The organism is Candidatus Omnitrophota bacterium, from assembly GCA_016929445.1.
GTDB lineage: Bacteria > Omnitrophota > Gorgyraeia > JAFGIU01 > JAFGIU01 > JAFGIU01.
This window is the reverse complement of record JAFGIU010000055.1, coordinates 20463-36921: the sequence shown is the minus strand read 5'-3', so window position 1 is coordinate 36921 and position 16459 is coordinate 20463. Positions and strand designations below refer to the sequence as shown.

The following is a 16459-nucleotide window of genomic DNA, read 5'->3' as shown; positions in this document are numbered from 1 at the left end:
CGGCGCTTGAGGCGGGAGACTATCGTATGGTGACACTTCCAGAGCCGGTGAAGGCGCATTTGGGGCAAGGGATTGCCGGCAAGAAACGGTGTGTTTTTGGGATCAGCCAGTGCTTTCTCGATTCCTCAAACGCGCTTACTGGAAGTGCTTGGCCAGGTGCACGAGATCTTTGGGCCGTGGCCGCGCGGCATCGCAACATTTTATGAGCCGGAGCATGCGCCGGACCGGCGCGTTAAGGATTATCGCCGTCTGTTCGAAGCAGGTTTGTCCTGTGTGACGCTGGGACTTGAAACAAAGCATGCTCCATTACGCAAATTCTGGGGCAAGGATGCAAAGCTTAAGCGCTTTGTTGATGCAGTGTATGGTCTGAAAGAGGCGGGGTTTCAGTGTGCGCTGACTGTCTTGGTGGGCATGGAACCCGGGGAGTTTAGTGCGGAGCACCGGACTGACACCGTGGCTTTGTTGAGGACCCTGCCTTTGGAAGAGCGGGACATTGTGTATTTATCCCCGGATGTGCTGAAGAGCCGTAGCGAAGCGGTGAAGTCCGCGGTGGAGACTTTCCGAATGGAGTTGCGCCAGCCCCTTAGGGCAAAGGTCTCTCTGTATGATTTTAATCGCTTCCGATACTTTAGCTAGAAACCAGGGACGGTTCTCGCTGAGCCGTTGGGTCCCAACGAGTTGCGTGAGGTCCGTCCCCAAGGCCGAGCAAAATGCATAAGCCCCTGGATTACAACGAAACACCGTTTATCGCGATCTGGGAAACCACCCAAGCCTGCGACTTAGCCTGTGTACATTGCCGGGCTGAGGCCCAGCCCGATCCCTTGCCGGGTGAGCTCAGTGTGAAAGAAGGCCGGAACCTGGTGCGCCAAGTGGCTGAGATGGGGACGCCGGTTTTGGTGTTCAGCGGCGGCGATCCCATGAAGCGCTCGGATCTCTTGGACTTGATTCGTTTGGGAAAGGACCTGGGTCTGCGTGTGGGAACGATTCCTGCGGCCACGGAATCCCTTACGCGCGAAAAAGTTTTTGCGCTCAAGGAAGCGGGGTTGGATCAGATGGCCCTGAGCCTGGACGCTCCTACAGCGGAAGCACACGACGGATTCCGCCAGGTTCCGGGGACTTTTGCAATAACACTTCAGGCTGCGCAGTGGGCGCGTGAGTGTGGCCTGCCTCTACAAATCAACAGTGTTCTCAGTCGCTGCAATGGGATGTATCTGGATTCCTTAATGGAAATGGTGGAGGGTCTGGGCATTGTCTTTTGGGAGGTCTTTTTTTTGGTGCAGGTGGGACGAGGAACAGAGCAAGAGGATTTGACAGCCGATGAAGTTGAAGCGGTCTTTGCGGGTCTTTATGAGCTGGCCGCGCGTGCGCCGTTTATCGTGAAGATCACCGAAGCCCCGCATTTCCATCGCTACACCACAGCGCGCAAGCTGAAGGAAGCGGGCCTGGACCCTGCCCAGGTTGTGCGCGAAGGCGTGGACCTGCCGGCGGAGTTGCGGCGTGCCCTGGGTCCCGGGGGTTCTATGGGAAGGGCTCCGAGCGCAGTCAATGCCGGCAAAGGGCATCTATTTATCTCCAGCGAGGGGGAAGTGTTCCCCAGCGGCTTTTTGCCCCTGAGTGCGGGCCATATCCGGGAAACGGGTCTCGCGGAGATCTATCGTAACTCACCATTGTTTAAGCAGTTGAGAGACCCTGACCTTCTGAAAGGCCGTTGTGGCGTTTGTGAGTACCGCTCTCTGTGCGGCGGTTCCCGCGCTCGGGCCTATGCCCTGAAGGGAGATCCTTTGGCCGAGGACCCCTCCTGCAATTACCTCCCTGCGGCAGGGATCTGACTCCAGTTTCGGTGGACAGATGGCGTGAAGGTGTTAAACTAACGAGTTTACGTGAACTATGATCTTCATCAGAAAACTCTAAACACGGTGTCAGGCACTGGTGCCAGGCACCGGTGCCTGGCACCGGGATGAATTATGAGTACACATATCTTAATCATCGGGGGTGGGATTTCGGGGCTGGCCTTTGCCCATCGCCTGGATGAACTGAGCCGGCAATCCGGGCTTCCACTCAAGATTACTCTTTTGGAGGAGCGCGGTCAGCTCGGCGGGGTAATCCAAAGCTTTCGGGAAAAGGGTCTGCTCATGGAGGCCGGGCCGGATTCTTTTATTTCGATCAAACCCCAGGCCCTGGAATTGTGCCGGCGTCTGAGTCTGCGCGGGGAGCTTCTGCAAACTAATCCTGAGAACCAGCGCAGCTTTATTCTGAACCGGGGCCGTCTCCAGCCTGTGCCCAAAGGTTTCTATCTGTTAGCCCCCACGGAAATAAAGACGCTCATTCGTTTGCCCTTTGTCGGCTGGCTTAGCAAACTGCGTATGGGTTGCGATCTCTTTATCCCGCGCCGCTCCAAGCGCCAAAAGCATAAGGACGAGAGCGTGGCCTCTTTTGTGCGCCGGCGTTTAGGCTCTGGAGCGCTCAAGCGCATTGCCCAACCCATGATTGCGGGCATCTATTCCGCGGATCCGGAAAAACTGAGCCTGCGCGCGACCTTCCCGCACTTGGAGCAAATGGAACAGGAGCACGGCAGTTTGATCCGCGCCCTTGCAGCCAGGGGTAAGGCCCAGCAGGATCAGACAAAGGAAGCGAGCGGCCCGCGTTACAGCATGTTTGTCTCTCTCAGAAACGGTTTGGATCTTTTGGTCAAGACTCTGGTGCAGCGCCTTCCGAGCGCGGATTTCAGAACCGGGACGCGCGTGCAGTCCTTGCGCCGGAACACCCAAGAGCGCTGGATTGCGGCAACGGATACCGGAGAGGAGTTCGAAGCGGATGCCGTTTGCCTGGCCGTGCCTTCCGTGCGCGCGGCTGAACTCCTCGCCCCGCTGGATACCGCGCTTTCCGCGGAACTCGAAGGTATTCCGTACGCTTCGGTGGCGACCGTTAACCTGGTTTTCGATCGAAACGATATCGCCCATCCCTTGGATGGCTTCGGGTTTGTCATCCCGCGTGTGGAAGGAAAGCGCCTGGTGGGAGTGAGTTTTTCCAGTATAAAGTTTGAGGGCCGCGCTCCCGCAGGCCAAGCACTGCTGAGGGCCTATCTCGGGGGCGCCGGGGACGAAGGGATCTGTGATCTCGATGACAAGGAGATGGTGAGCCTCGTCTGTGCCGAGCTCAAGGAGATTCTGGGTCTCAAAGCCCAACCCTTAATGACGCGCGTGGCGCGTTGGCCCGGATCCATGCCTCAGTACCACGTGGGACATTTGGAGCGGGTGGACCGCATCGAGAAGCTTGCGGCTTTGCACCCTGGATTGGTTTTGACAGGCAGCGCCTACCGGGGCGGAGGTGTGCCGGATTGCGTGGGGCATGCGGAAAAGGCTGCCGAGGAGTTGATACAACAGATGAGTTTGTGTGAAATGGGAATTGGGAGGCCTTAATGGCAGAAAATTTGCTGGAGAAACGTTTGGAGGAAGTGCTTCAAGGCTTACCGGAGCTCGAGAAATCTGAAATCGAGGAACTCCGGAAAATGATCGAACAGTATTTTCTGGGTGAGATTACCCCGGATGAGTTTAAAGCGCGGCGCCTCATGCAGGGGACTTACGGCATTCGCGGTCTCTCCGATATCCAGATGTTACGCGTGAAGGTGCCGGGAGGGCTTTTGAATGCAGATCAGCTCGAGGTCTTGGCAGACGTGGCCGACAAATACTCCAAAGGCATCAGCCACATAACGACCCGCCAAGATGTGCAACTCTATTGGATTCCCGTAAAGGAAATTCCCCAGGTCACTGCGGCTCTGGCGCGCGCCGGACTAACCACCCGCGAAGCTTGCGGCAACAGTGTGCGCAATGTGACGGGTTCCCCCTACGCAGGCACTGACCCCAACGAGCTCTTTGATGTGACTCCGTATGTGGAAGCGGTGACCCATCATTTTTTGCGGCATCCTGCCAGTCAAAAGCTGCCGCGCAAGTTTAAGATGGCATTTGAGGGCAGCCCCGCGGACCATGCGCGCACGTCGATTCACGATATCGGTGGAGTTGCGGCTATTCAAGATGTGAATGGCAAGGCGGTGCGCGGTTTTCGGTTGTACTGCGGCGGCGGGCTCGGCACTGTGCCCCGTCAGGCCGTCCTTCTGGAACCCTTCACTCCGGTGTCCGACCTTCTGCGAACCTGTGAGGCAGTCGTGAGGGTGCATGACCGCTTAGGGGAACGAAAGAATCGCGCGGCCGCCCGCCTGAAGTTTCTCGTCAAAAAGATGGGAGACGAGGCCTTTCGCGCAGAAGTGTTTAAAGAGCGAGCATCTTTGGATGTCTCGAAATTCGCTGCTATCGCGGAAGCCCCGGAAGAGCAGGCTCCTTCTGCTGCAAAGGAAATCCCAGAGCTCACTCCCGATACTCCGGTCTTTTATCGTTGGCTGCAGACCAATGTGGTGCCCCAAAAACAGGACGGCTACTCCATGGTGCTGATCCGTTTGCATCTGGGGGATATCAATTCAAAGCAGGCAAGGCAGTTGGCACAAATCGTGCGGCGGTTTTGCGGTGGCCGCCTGCGCACGGCGATTAGCCAGAACTTGGTGCTGCGCTGGATTCGGAAAGAGCATCTCGGTGCCTTGTACGAAGCCTTGGTAAGCGCAGGCCTTGCAGACACCGAGGCAGAGAGGCTTCTGGACGTTACTTCTTGTCCGGGGGCTGAAACTTGCCAACTGGGGATTGCAGCCAGCCGCGGTTTAGCCCGGGCCCTTGAACAGGCCCTGGAAAGATCCGGTTTGCAGGGCGAAGACCTGGACACCATTCGCATTAAGGTAAGCGGTTGTCCGAATTCCTGCGGCCAGCACCACATAGCGAATATCGGGTTCCTCGGTGGCTCCCGAAAGATCGACGGCCGCCTGGTGCCGCATTTCCAGATGTTGCTTGGGGGCCAAACCGGTGAAGGTGTGGCCATTTTTGGGAAACCGACGATGCGTTTCCCTGCGCGGCGCGTACCCGGGGCCGTGCAGCGTATTCTGGAACTCTTCCGCCAGGAGCGCGAGGCCGAAGACGAGTCCTTCAACCGTTTTGTCGAGCGGGTGGGCAAGGACTTCTGGAAAGAGAAACTGGAGGAGTTCACCACCTTGCCGTCCTATGAAGAGGATCCTTCTATGCACCGGGACTGGGGTGCGGAAACGGACTTCTCTTTGGAGGGCATGGGCGCGGGAGAATGCGCAGCCTAGGGTTTCAGCAAGATCTGCACAAACTCTTGTGCGGGCAAGGAAAGTTCGGCGCGCTTGCGGTGCAACACCCCCAGAGGCCGCTCAAAGGGTCCTTCGGTGAGCTCCACCACAATAAGAGTGCCGGCTTGCACCTCAGAACTTACGGTGGCCCGGGGAACGATCGAAACCCCGGGCCCTACTTCCACCGCTTTCTTCAGCACCTCGATATTGTCGAACTCGTGGAGAACAGGCGGGCGGATACCCTCCTCTCGAAACAGGGCGTCCAAGGCCCTGCGAGTCGGCATGTCCACCTGCAGCGCCTCGTAAGGCTCCTCACTCAAATCCTTTAATGAAACTTTCTTGCGTTTACGCCAGCGATGCTTCCGGTTCATGATCAACACTAACTCGTCCTTCTTGAACATTAGGGTCTCGAATTGAGGCAGGATTTTAGGGTAGGCCACAATGCCGAGGTCTACGCGGTCCGTGGCAACGGCGTCGTAAACTTCGTTGGCTTTCAGGTAGATCAGCTGCAGGTCCACTTCGGGAAAATTCTCCAGGTAAGAGGCGATATAGGACGGGAGTTCGTGCAGTCCCACTGAATAGATGGTGCCCACCTTGAGCGGTCCTGAAACCTCCCCAAAGGGGCGCTTGAGCGCGCGTTCCATTTCTTCGTAGCGCCGGAGGATTTCCTTGCTTGCCTCATAGACCAGGGTTCCGGCTGCCGTCATCTTGACGCGGCGCCGGCCCCGCTCCACGAGCTTATGCCCCAGGCGTTCCTCCAAAGCCTTGAGGTGCTGGCTCACCGCAGACTGGGTAAGATAGTTGCGGTGCGCGGCCTCGGTAAAGCTCTGGGTCTCCACCAGATCTGTGTAAATGCGTAAGGATCGTATCATTAGATTTTCTAATATTATATTTGAGGATGATTCATTGGATTTATATTATGACATGCCCCATACTCCAGGCAATACGCCTGTGGCGCGGTCTTAGCGGATCAAATGCTGAAAGTCCAATGAAACCAATAAGTTCTGAAATTTCCGTAGAAAATCGAGCCAGGGATATTATGCAAACCGATGTCCTCACCGTGGGTCCTGCCTGGACCCTCAGGCAGGTGGCGGCCCTGTTTACAGAGAACCACATCACGGGCGCCCCGGTCGTGGATGAGCGCGGCGGCCTGGTGGGCGTCATCTCTGAGACGGATTTGGTGCGCCATGACCGTGGAAGCGCCGGCTTGCGGGTCCCGGGTTACCATCTTCAGACCCAGAGATCCTCTCTTGTGGATGAGGGATTTCAGATTGAGGAGCCGGACTACACGCGTGTTTCAGACGTTATGACTCCATCGGTTTTCGAGGTTGCGGAAACAACGCCGGTGGGTTCTGTGGCCAGGCTGATGGTGGATAAGCATATTCACCGGGTAATCGTGACCAAAAACCGGAAACTTAAAGGTATCATTAGCTCCATTGATCTGTTAAATCTAATAGCTAGTTCGAATAAGGAGAGAGCTACCGATGTTAGTGAAAGATAATTTGAGTAATGTTAAAAGGGAGGGACTTATGTCGTCGTTAGAGCCGCTCTTTTCACCCAAGTCTATTGCGGTGATCGGAGCATCCACCAAGGCAGGCAGTGTGGGGCAGGCTGTGTTGCAGAACCTGCTTGAAGCCCCGTTCCAGGGAAAGATTTATCCTGTGAATCCTAAGGCCAAGGATGTGCTGGGGGTCCCCAGTTTTGAATCCGTTTCTGCGATCCCCGAAGCCGTGGATTTGGCGACGATCATTGTCCCGAGCAAGGTAGCTCCCGCAGTCATGGAAGAGTGTGGCAAGAAGGGTGTGAAGTCCGCCATTATCATCAGTGCCGGCTTCAAAGAGGTCGGTGAGGAAGGCAAGCGGCTTGAGCAGGAAACCGTGGCAGTGGCCCGCAAGTACGGGATCCCTTTAATCGGCCCCAACTGTCTGGGTGTGATCAACGGTGATACCGACGTGCGCCTCAACGCCAGCTTTGCTACGCACATGCCCTTGAACGGATCCATTGCCTTTGTGTCCCAGAGCGGCGCCATCTGCACAGCTGTTCTGGACTTTGCCCGCGCCGAGGGCATTGGTTTCTCTAAATTTATCAGTATGGGAAACAAGGCAGACCTCAAAGAGAATGATTTATTGCGTTACCTCAAGGATGACCCTAAGACCAAGGTCATCCTTCTGTATTTGGAGGACTTGGCGGATGGACGCGGATTTATAGAAATCGCGCGCGAGATTACCGGAGAGCTCGATACGCCCAAGCCGATCCTGGCTATCAAATCCGGCCGCACCAGTGCAGGCGCCAAGGCAGCTTCCTCCCATACCGGTTCTTTGGCCGGCCAGGATGAGGTTTACGACGCCATTTTCGCTCAGTCCGGGGTCATGCGGGTGGACTCTGTAAAGGAGCTTTTTGGCTACGGCGTGGCATTTGACAAGCAGCCTTTGCCTAAGAGCAACCGCGTGGCAATCATCACGAACGCAGGAGGCCCGGGTATTATGGCCACGGATGCCTGTGTGCGCCGTGGTTTGGAATTGGCTGCTCTGGAGCCGAGTACGGTCGAGGAACTCAAGAAGTGGCTCCCGCCTACAGCGAACTTTCACAATCCGGTGGACGTGATTGGGGATGCCCAGAGCGACCGCTATGAGCACGCTCTGAGCGCGGTGTTTCAGGATCCCAATGTGGACGGTTCGGTCGTGATTCTGACACCTCAGGCCATGACGGATACCGAAGCAATCGGGGACGCCATTGGCAGAGAATCCAAAAAACACCACAAGCCTGTGATTGCGTGTTTTATGGGTGCTCACGACGTGTCTGCGGGCGTCAAGAAGCTCGAGGAGCACGGGATTCCTCGGTACCAGTTCCCGGAGGAGGCCTGTCATGCTTTGGCGGCCATGTCTAATTACTCGAAACGCTGGCTGACGCGGCCGCGCACCGGAGTGCAGAACTACGAAGTGGACAAGCAAAAGGCTTTGGACATTATTGCGCAAGCGCGCAAGCAGGGCCGGAAGTACCTCCTGGAAGTGGAGGCCGGTGATGTCCTCCGCGCCTACGGAATTCCGGTGGTACAGTCCGTACTGGCTCCCAACCTGGATGCCGCCAAGGCTGCGGCCCAGAAATGCGGCTATCCCGTGGTTATCAAGATCAGTTCAAAGGACATCTTGCACAAGAAGGATGTGGGCGGCGTGGCCCTCAATATCGAAGATGCCGATCACCTGGCACTGGCCCATGGGAAGATGATGAGTGCTGTGAAGCAAAATTGCCCAGATGCCGATATCGCCGGTGTCACTGTGCAGCCTATGTCCAAGGGATGTGAGGTTATTATCGGGATGAAGCGGGACGAGCGTTTCGGCCCCATGGTGATGTTCGGTCTGGGCGGAACCTTTGTCGAAGTCTTCAAGGACGTGACCTTCCGCTTGGCACCCATCCGGATACACGGTGCGACCCGCATGGTGGAGTCCATCAAAGCCCACAAGCTTCTGGAAGGCTATCGCGGAGACGCCAAGGCTGATATTGCCTCGATTGAGGATGCTCTAAAGCGCGTGTCCCAACTGGCGGTGGAGCTCGATGAAATCGCAGAACTGGACATCAATCCTTTGGTAGCCTTTGCGGAAGGAGAAGGTGTGCTGGCTCTGGATTCCCGGATCATTCTGCGGGAACAAGAATAAGCAGGATTGCGATACGAATATGGAACGATACCTTGCTACAGTAGATATACTGCAGTCCCTTTCCCCGGAGGAACGTGAGCAACTTGCTTCGGCTTCCCGGGAGCGCTTTTTTGCTAAAGGTGAGACCGTGTTTTTTGCGGGCGAACCTGCGGATGCGCTGCATCTTGTCAAAGAGGGCCGTGTGCACATGAAGAAGTTCATGGACAATGGGCACGCGGTGACTCTTTGTTTGATGACCAAGAATGAGCTGTTTTGTTGTTTGCCGGCCTTGGACGGGAAGCCCTTTGCATTGGATGCTGTGGCAGCAGTGGATTCGGTGGTGGTGCGGATTCCCCGGGAAGCCTTCAAGGCTCTTCTTGATCGGAATCCGCGCTTCCTCCAAGATGTATTGGAGAATTTTTGCGGACGTCTCCGGCGTATGGAACAGAAGGGCTGTATTGCCGGGGACCCGGTAGAGCAGCGTCTGGCCTATACGCTGCTGGTCTTGTCGGATAAGTTCGGGGAGACAATTCCGTTAACCAAGCAAGAGTTGGCCTCCATGACCAACACAACGGTTGAGACGACGATCCGTGTGTTGAGTCACCTGAAGAAGCAGGGAGTGGTGGAATCCTCGAGGGGATCCACCACGATCGTGCAACGCGATCGTCTCAAAGGCATTAGTGAAGCGCCGTAGTGCTTAAAAAACTCCTACTTATCTCAATCTTTTTGACCACTGCATGTTCCAATGCTTTGGCTGAAGAGTCTGCCGGCAAGATTGCCGTGTTGGTTCCTCAGAATGGACCTTTTGCGTCCTATGGGAACTTGCAGATGCAGGGATATGAGTTGGCCAGGGTCGATCTTGCGCGGCAGAACCTGAAGGTGGAAGTCCGTTATTTTGATATTGGATCCTGTTCAGGCTCCATCGCCGGGTTTCTCGACTCCGAGGTGCTCAAGTGGGAGCCCGAGCTCATTGTGGGGCCCTACAGCAGCGATGAATCCGAGGAGGTTATTCAGCATCTGCGGGTTTCCGGTGTGCCGCTTATTCTGCCCTCGGCAACTCAGGACAACCTCACCCGCAGCGGCGCGGCGAATGTCTTTCGCGTGGCTACACCGTCGGGAATTCTTGCAGGAAGACTCGTGGATTTTGTGAGTCATCTCGGCCGGGAAGATGGCAAAGCACTGAATGTGACCATAGTCGTTGAGCGGTCCTCCTTTGCGGACTCTGCCAAGGCGGCCTTAGAGGAGGCTTTTGTGGTCAATCAGGTGCGGCCCCACGTTCTGGAATATACCCAGGGGAATCTGGGCACGGCAATGAGTGTTTTAGCCGGAAAGAAGTCGCCCATAGTGATTATGATTAGCCGCGAAGTTGAGGATTGCCGGCAACTGACGAGTTTTATGCAGGGTAAAGGCACGGTTGTGGGATTTCTGGCAGGATTTCTGACCCCGGCATTCCGGACTTTTGCCACGCAGAGCGGGGCGGAGGTTTTCTTGCTTAATCCCTGGCAGGATGACGCACCCAGCTTGGAGGTGGGCCGCTTTACTGAGCGCTTCCTCAATAAGTACAAGGCCGGGCTCGCTGTGGTCTATCCCCAGTATCACAATGTGCAGGCCTATTCCTCCTTGATGATTGCCGGGGAGGCATTGCAGCTTTCGTCCAGCTCCCAGAAGCCTCTGACTAAGGTCTTGAGGGAAGAAACCTTCGAGACTCCGCTGGGATCGATCTCCTTTGTTCAGTTCGGGGGCTATGTGCAGCAATGTACATTGAGCCCCGTGATTCAGAAGGTAGAAAAAGGCGCTATCTCCACAGTGTATCCGCCGGACCGGGTTTTTGATGTGGTTGAGAAGGCGCAACCCGGAACGCCCACTCAGGAAATTAAGTCTTCTTTTCTGAAGACTCTTTTCGACAACCAGTTTATTGCGCTTTTCGGGATTTTGGCCCTGGGTCTTCTTCTTGGGAATGTCAGGGTCTGGGGGGTCTCTTTGGGGAACTCGGGCGTGCTTTTTACAGCCCTTCTTTTTGGACACTTTCACTTCACTATTCCTGCGGGTGTGGGGACCTTGGGTCTCATTTTGTTTATCTATTGTGTGGGTATCAGCGCAGGACCCAGCTTTTTTGCGGCTTTCCGGAAACAGGGTGCAAACTTGGCCAAGCTGTCGATTCTTATTGTATCGGCGGCTTCTCTTTGCACGGTTTGGATGGCCTGGCTCTTTAAAGTGCCGGCAGATTTGGCCGTAGGCATTTTGGCCGGCAGTTTGACGAGTACTCCGGCTTTAGCCGCGGCCATGGACACGCTCAAGGACTTGGGCACCAATGTTTCGGTGGGATACGGTATTGCTTATCCCTTCGGAGTAATCGGCGTGGTGCTTTTTGTTCAACTTCTTCCTCGTTTGTTGGGCAAAGACCTTGATCAGCTTGCCGCCACATTGGAGGATGCGGGCAAGAGCGGGAAGAGCATCCAAGCGGTGCTTGTTGAAGTGACGAATGAATCCATTGTGGGCAAGAGCATTGAGGAGTGCGCTTTTATTGCCAATACGCATTGCCGGATCAGCCGGAGGCTTATGGGAGAGCAACTGGTTCCGGTGCAGTACGATACGTGTTTTGAAAAGGGGCAGGTTTTGCGTGTGGTTGGCCGGGAAAAGGAGCTTGCCGGGGTGATCGAGTTTTTGGGTAAGAAGGTGGATCTGCCCCATGTCCAGGATTCCCGCGATTACGATGTGATGGAACTTGTGGTCACCAACCGGGAATTTGCAGGCAAAATGCTTGGGGAACTGCAGCTTCTGAAGCGCTTTGGCGTGACCATAACCCGGATCAAGCGCAACGAAGTGGAGTTTGTCCCGCGCATGGAGAACAAAATCGATCTGCAGGACGTGATTCGTGTGGTCGGGGATCCGGAAGGCATCAAGCAGGTGGCTGCAGAGTGCGGTCATAAGGCCCGAGCCCTGCAGGAGACCGACCTGGTCTCCTTGTTCGTTGGCTTGCTTCTGGGTGTGGTCCTGGGACTTTTGCCGATTTCCATTGCCGGTGCGCGCAATTTCACTTTTGGTCTTTCGGGCGGGGTGCTTTTTGTGGCCCTCTTGCTGGGACACTTCGGCCGCGTCGGCAGGGTGGTCGGGCGGATGCCTTTTGCAGCACGGATGCTTTTGATGGAGCTCGGGCTTGTCTTCTTCCTGGCCAATGCCGGAGTGCGGGCCGGAGGATCGTTTATGCAAGTCGTTGGAGTACACGGTGTTCAGCTTTTCCTTGTCGGCGCGGTCGTCACTCTGGTGCCCATGATTGCGGGCTTTATTTTCAGCACCTATTTCCTGAAGATGGATCTCTTGCGGACCTTGGGAGGGATTTGTGGAGGGATGACTTCCACCCCGGCTCTTGGGGCCATCAAAAGCAAGACCGATTCCGGGCTGCCTGTGGTGAGCTATGCGGCAGCGTATCCTGTGGCCCTTATCCTGATGTTGGTGGCTGCGCAGCTTGTGATTTTTGTGCTCAAACTCCTCTAGTCCTTGACTTCAGCAAGGCACAGTCTCAAACTCTTAAACGAATCGGGTGTCATCTTTCTATTAAGGAGGCCAGTATGTCGAAGAACGATAACAAAAAGAGCCGTTTGACCACAGAGGGCATCGGGCGTGCCCCGAATCGCGCCATGCTCCGTGCAGTGGGATTCCACGATGACGATTTCACACGCCCCATGATCGGGGTTGCCTCGATGTTTAGCGATATCACCCCGTGTAATGCGCATTTGGATCGCCTCGCCCGTAAAGGGCTGGAGGGGATTCGCGCGGCCGGCGGGGTGGGCCAGATTTATGGAGCGCCCACAGCCTCGGACGGCATCATGATGGGCCACCAGGGCATGCGTTACAGTATGGTTTCCCGTGAGACCATTGCCGATAGCCTGGAAATTGTTTCAGGCGGTATGAATCACGATGGGGTTCTGGGATTTGCCGGCTGTGACAAGAATATGCCGGGTTGTGTGATGGCCATGGCGCGTATGAATATCCCGGGGATATTGGTTTATGGCGGGAGCACCTTGCCTGGCGTGGGTGCCAGCGGGGAAGACATTGATATTGTTTCTATCTTCGAAGCTGTGGGCAAGTACCAGGCCGGTACCTTGGACGAGGCGGGGGTACACCAGGTAGAAGTCAATGCCTGTCCGGGACACGGTTCATGCGGCGGGATGTACACGGCCAACACCATGGCTTCAGCCATTGAGGCCATGGGTATGGCTCTTCCCTTTAATGCGAGCAATCCGGCAGTTTCCGCGGCTAAGGAGCGGGAGTCGTATTTGTCGGGGATGGCGCTGGTGCGTCTGGTCGAAAAGAATATCCGTCCGCGTGACATCATCACGCGCAAATCTTTGGAAAATGCATACACGCTGGTTCTGGCCCTGGGCGGATCAACCAATGCCGTGCTTCATCTGATGGCTATTGCGCGTGAGGCCGAGGTGGAGTGGAGTTTGGACGATTTTGACCGGATTGGGCAAAAGGTCCCGCATCTGGCGGATCTCAAGCCAGGCGGCAAGTACGTGATGTACGACCTGCACCGGGTTGGGGGCACGCCTGCAGTGCTCAAGGCGCTGCTGGATGCGGGCATGCTGCACGGCGACTGTTTGACTTGCACGGGCGCGAGCTTGGCGGAAAACCTCCGAACCGTGCGCAGTATTTATGAACGCCAGCAGAAGGTGGTGCTGCCCATGGACAAACCCATGTTTAAGAGCGGGCATATTGTGATTTTGCGCGGCAACTTGGCGCCCGAAGGGGCCGTGTGCAAGGTGGCGGGCCTGAAGAAGCGCCGGATCACGGGCCCGGCCCGGGTTTTTGAAGGCGAAGAAGCTGCGTTTGAAGCGGTGAAGGCCCGCAAGATCGTGGAGGGCGATGTGGTGGTGCTGCGCGGGGAGGGCCCAGTGGGTGGCCCGGGCATGCGCGAGATGCTTTCCGTTACAGCGGCGCTGGTGGGTCAGGGTCTGGGCGAGAAAATTGGATTGATCACGGATGGGCGGTTTTCGGGCGGGACCCATGGCTTGGTTGTGGGCCATGTCTGCCCGGAGTCCCAGGTCGGCGGCCCCATTGCTTTGGTAGAGGAAGGCGACCAGGTGACCATTGACGGGGACGGACAACGCCTGGAGCTGGCTGTGGACGAGGCTGAGCTGGAACGTCGGCGGGCTGCTTGGAAAGCGCCTGCGCCAAAAGCCGCGCGCGGGGCCCTGGCCAAATTTGCGCGGACCGTCCGCTCCGCCTCTGAGGGCGCGACGACGTTTTGACGGGGACACAATAAAGCCGGGTAAACTGACACATTGTGTCCCCGGCTAGCCTCTGGTATCATGCCCAACTGTGTGCGGGGGCGCGCAGTTGGGCAGTTCTTTTGACGAGACCAAAACCGAGGATCTTGCCGATGCGCTCAATGTCTGTCTTTCGTCCGCTTTTCCTATTCCTGGTACTTTCCTTCCTTGTCTGCAGCATCGTTCCCGCCTCCTTTGCTGTTTCTTCTGAGGGGGAAACCATTCTGCAGTCCCCGGCTTTCCACCGGGGCGGCCAGATGGTGGCGGATGAGCTTTTGATTAAATGCCGGCCCGGGGTGCCGGAAGACGCCGTAAGAGAGCTTTTCCAAAAGCACGGGGTCTCGGAGATTCGCAGCCGCCTCCGGAATCGATTAAGGAGAGTGCGTGTCAAATCCAGCCGTTTGCGCGAAAGGATGCGCGCGCGCCTTTCGGCCGACAGCCGCGTTGAATATGTTCAACCCAATTATTTTGTCTTTCCGCATTTTGTTCCCGATGACACGCACTACTCTTACCAGTGGAATTTTGATCAGATAGGAATGGAATCTGCCTGGGAGGAGTCCCGCGGCCAAGGTGTTGTGGTTGCGGTGGTGGACAGCGGTTGTGCCTATGAGGACTACGACCCCCCGGGTACGGACCGTTTTGTGAGGCTGCCGGATTTCGCCCAAACGCAGTTTGTGCAGGGTTATGACTTTATGGAGGGCGACACCCACGCCAATGATGATCACGGGCACGGTTCGCACGTGGCGGGAACAATTGCTCAGACCACTAACAACCGGTACGGAGTGGCCGGCGTGGCTCCGGAGGCCGAGCTTATGCCTCTCAAGGTTTTTGATAAAGACGGTTATGGAACCTCAGTGGAGCTCATTGAAGCGATTTACTTTGCGGTAGACAACGGCGCGGACATTATCAATATGAGCTTGGGGTTTCCCTCGGAAATGAAGATTTCCGATTTGCCTGCGGTGCAGGATGCTGTTTCTTATGCCGCGAATAAGGGAGTGATTCTGGTGGCCTCGGCGGGGAATGATTCTTCGGGATCGGTGGGCTTGCCGGCTGGTTTTCCCGAGGTGATTGCAGTGGGGGCGAGCAACTCTGCGAATGAGCGGGCGTGGTACTCAAATTATGGGGCTGCGCTGGACCTTTTGGCGCCGGGCGGGGATACGGTGGATCGGGACCGTAATGGTTATATCGATGCGGTGCTGCAGCAGACCATTCGGAATGGCAGCCCCACAAGCGTAGGACTTTATTTTTACTATGGCACGTCCATGGCTGCGCCGCACGTTTCGGGGGTGGCGGCTTTGCTGCTCGCTCAGAATCCGTCTTTGAAACCTGAGGAGGTGCGCCAGATTTTGCGCAGCACGGCACAAGATTTGGAGGAGCCGGGTTGGGATGAAGAAACGGGTTTCGGGCTCTTGGACGCTGCCGCCGCTTTGCAGGGGGTCGAGCCCGTGGACAATAGAGTGCCGGTGGCCAAAGCCGGGGGCCCTTATTCGGGATTGGCAGGGGAAGCGGTTCTCTTTAACGGCGCAGACTCTTATGATCCGGATAATGACGATCTTTCTTACACCTGGACTTTTGGGGATGGAGATCAGGGGAATGGTCCCACTCCGAGTCATGTTTACGAGGATGGCGGGAAGTACGCCGTGAGCTTGGTGGTGAGTGATAGCATCGATGTTTCTGATTCCTCCGCAACGACCGCCACGATATCCTCCGTGAATCAGCCCCCTGTGGCGCGAGCGGGCGCGGATATCACCGTGCAGGATGCGGACCGCAGCGGATCGGAGCGTGTGCGTTTGGATGGTTCCGGCTCCTATGATACGGACGGGAGTATTCGATCCTACCGTTGGACCGAAGGATCTGCGCTGCTTTCGCAGCGTTCCGTGGACGACGTGAATATGAGTGTGGGTGTTCACACAGTGACTCTTCTTGTGGAGGACTATCAAGGAGAGACCGGCTCGGATAGTCTGAAGGTGACGGTGGAAGAGGGCGAGGTCCCTGAGTCTCCGGCGCTGCCGGGCAGCGGATTGAGTGTGAGCCTTATGACGACAGACCGCTATGGAAATCCCCAGAGCGTGTTTGCATCGCGTGCCATTACTTATGTCGTGACTGCGATTGAGGACGGGGCTCCGGTTCGAGCGCGTGTGGTATTGAGCGTTTACCAGCCGGATGGAAGCCTGGCAGGGATGTACTCTTCTTATACGAGCCGGTCTACGGGTCTTTACAAGACTACCCGGTACCTGGGCTACCGAGCCGAAGAAGGGACCTACACGGCCACGGTGACTGCCACCCTGAGCGGTTATGACCCGGCGCAGGATACCACGACTTTTGTTTATCAATAGGGTGAGAGTCAGGGACAGGTCTTAGCGTCCGGC

General features: G+C 56.4%; 11 protein-coding genes. 10 read left to right on the top strand and 1 reads right to left on the bottom strand.

The window, feature by feature from the left end; all coding sequences use genetic code 11:
• Positions 1-72: 72 nt before the first annotated feature.
• The 4 genes from JW937_04650 (at position 73) to JW937_04635 (ending at position 5188) form a co-directional block, all read left to right on the top strand.
• The gene (locus JW937_04650) at positions 73-636 is read left to right on the top strand and encodes a hypothetical protein (GenBank protein MBN1586701.1); all 564 of its coding nucleotides are present in this window, start codon (positions 73-75) and stop codon (positions 634-636) included.
• A 74-nt stretch (positions 637-710) separates the two neighbouring features.
• Positions 711-1829: a TIGR04053 family radical SAM/SPASM domain-containing protein gene (locus JW937_04645; protein ID MBN1586700.1), complete on the top strand. Its 1119-nt coding sequence runs from the start codon at positions 711-713 to the stop codon at positions 1827-1829.
• Between the two features lie 135 nt (positions 1830-1964).
• Positions 1965-3419 (top strand): protoporphyrinogen oxidase, encoded by a 1455-nt coding sequence (gene hemG, locus JW937_04640; GenBank protein ID MBN1586699.1) that lies wholly within the window; start codon positions 1965-1967, stop codon positions 3417-3419.
• The gene (locus JW937_04635) at positions 3419-5188 is read left to right on the top strand and encodes a nitrite/sulfite reductase (protein ID MBN1586698.1); all 1770 of its coding nucleotides are present in this window, start codon (positions 3419-3421) and stop codon (positions 5186-5188) included. Before hemG ends, JW937_04635 begins: the two co-directional genes overlap by 1 nt.
• Here the strand turns inward: JW937_04635 and JW937_04630 are convergent.
• Positions 5185-6060 (bottom strand): LysR family transcriptional regulator, encoded by an 876-nt coding sequence (locus tag JW937_04630; GenBank protein MBN1586697.1) that lies wholly within the window; start codon positions 6058-6060, stop codon positions 5185-5187. The two genes, JW937_04635 and JW937_04630, sit on opposite strands and share 4 nt — an antisense overlap.
• A 116-nt stretch (positions 6061-6176) precedes the next feature.
• Between JW937_04630 and JW937_04625 the strand changes: the two genes are divergently transcribed.
• The 6 genes from JW937_04625 (at position 6177) to JW937_04600 (ending at position 16426) form a co-directional block, all read left to right on the top strand.
• On the top strand, positions 6177-6689 hold the full coding sequence (locus JW937_04625) for a CBS domain-containing protein (protein ID MBN1586696.1): 513 nt from the start codon (positions 6177-6179) through the stop codon (positions 6687-6689).
• A 28-nt stretch (positions 6690-6717) separates the two neighbouring features.
• A complete protein-coding gene (locus tag JW937_04620; GenBank protein ID MBN1586695.1) occupies positions 6718-8841 on the top strand; it encodes an acetate--CoA ligase in 2124 nt (707 codons plus the stop codon).
• 19 nt (positions 8842-8860) lie between these two features.
• On the top strand, positions 8861-9514 hold the full coding sequence (locus JW937_04615) for a Crp/Fnr family transcriptional regulator (protein MBN1586694.1): 654 nt from the start codon (positions 8861-8863) through the stop codon (positions 9512-9514).
• 929 nt (positions 9515-10443) lie between these two features.
• A complete protein-coding gene (locus JW937_04610) occupies positions 10444-12315 on the top strand; it encodes a YidE/YbjL duplication (GenBank protein MBN1586693.1) in 1872 nt (623 codons plus the stop codon).
• A gap of 74 nt (positions 12316-12389) precedes the next feature.
• Positions 12390-14072 carry a dihydroxy-acid dehydratase gene (gene ilvD / locus JW937_04605; GenBank protein MBN1586692.1) on the top strand — a complete coding sequence of 561 codons (1683 nt, stop codon included), beginning with the start codon at positions 12390-12392 and terminating at the stop codon, positions 14070-14072.
• A gap of 131 nt (positions 14073-14203) precedes the next feature.
• Positions 14204-16426: a S8 family serine peptidase gene (locus JW937_04600; GenBank protein MBN1586691.1), complete on the top strand. Its 2223-nt coding sequence runs from the start codon at positions 14204-14206 to the stop codon at positions 16424-16426.
• Positions 16427-16459 lie beyond the last annotated feature (33 nt).

Bases quoted from the DNA above. Each gene is read 5' to 3' on its own strand.
- hemG (MBN1586699.1), top strand. From the start codon at position 1,965: ATGAGTACACATATCTTAATCATCGGGGGTGGGATTTCGGGGCTGGCC.
- JW937_04630 (MBN1586697.1), bottom strand. From the start codon at position 6,060: ATGATACGATCCTTACGCATTTACACAGATCTGGTGGAGACCCAGAGC.
- JW937_04620 (MBN1586695.1), top strand. From the start codon at position 6,718: ATGTCGTCGTTAGAGCCGCTCTTTTCACCCAAGTCTATTGCGGTGATC.
- JW937_04635 (MBN1586698.1), top strand. From the start codon at position 3,419: ATGGCAGAAAATTTGCTGGAGAAACGTTTGGAGGAAGTGCTTCAAGGC.
- JW937_04625 (MBN1586696.1), top strand. From the start codon at position 6,177: ATGAAACCAATAAGTTCTGAAATTTCCGTAGAAAATCGAGCCAGGGAT.
- JW937_04600 (MBN1586691.1), top strand. From the start codon at position 14,204: ATGCGCTCAATGTCTGTCTTTCGTCCGCTTTTCCTATTCCTGGTACTT.
- JW937_04615 (MBN1586694.1), top strand. From the start codon at position 8,861: ATGGAACGATACCTTGCTACAGTAGATATACTGCAGTCCCTTTCCCCG.
- ilvD (MBN1586692.1), top strand. From the start codon at position 12,390: ATGTCGAAGAACGATAACAAAAAGAGCCGTTTGACCACAGAGGGCATC.
- JW937_04645 (MBN1586700.1), top strand. From the start codon at position 711: ATGCATAAGCCCCTGGATTACAACGAAACACCGTTTATCGCGATCTGG.
- JW937_04610 (MBN1586693.1), top strand. From the start codon at position 10,444: ATGATTGCCGGGGAGGCATTGCAGCTTTCGTCCAGCTCCCAGAAGCCT.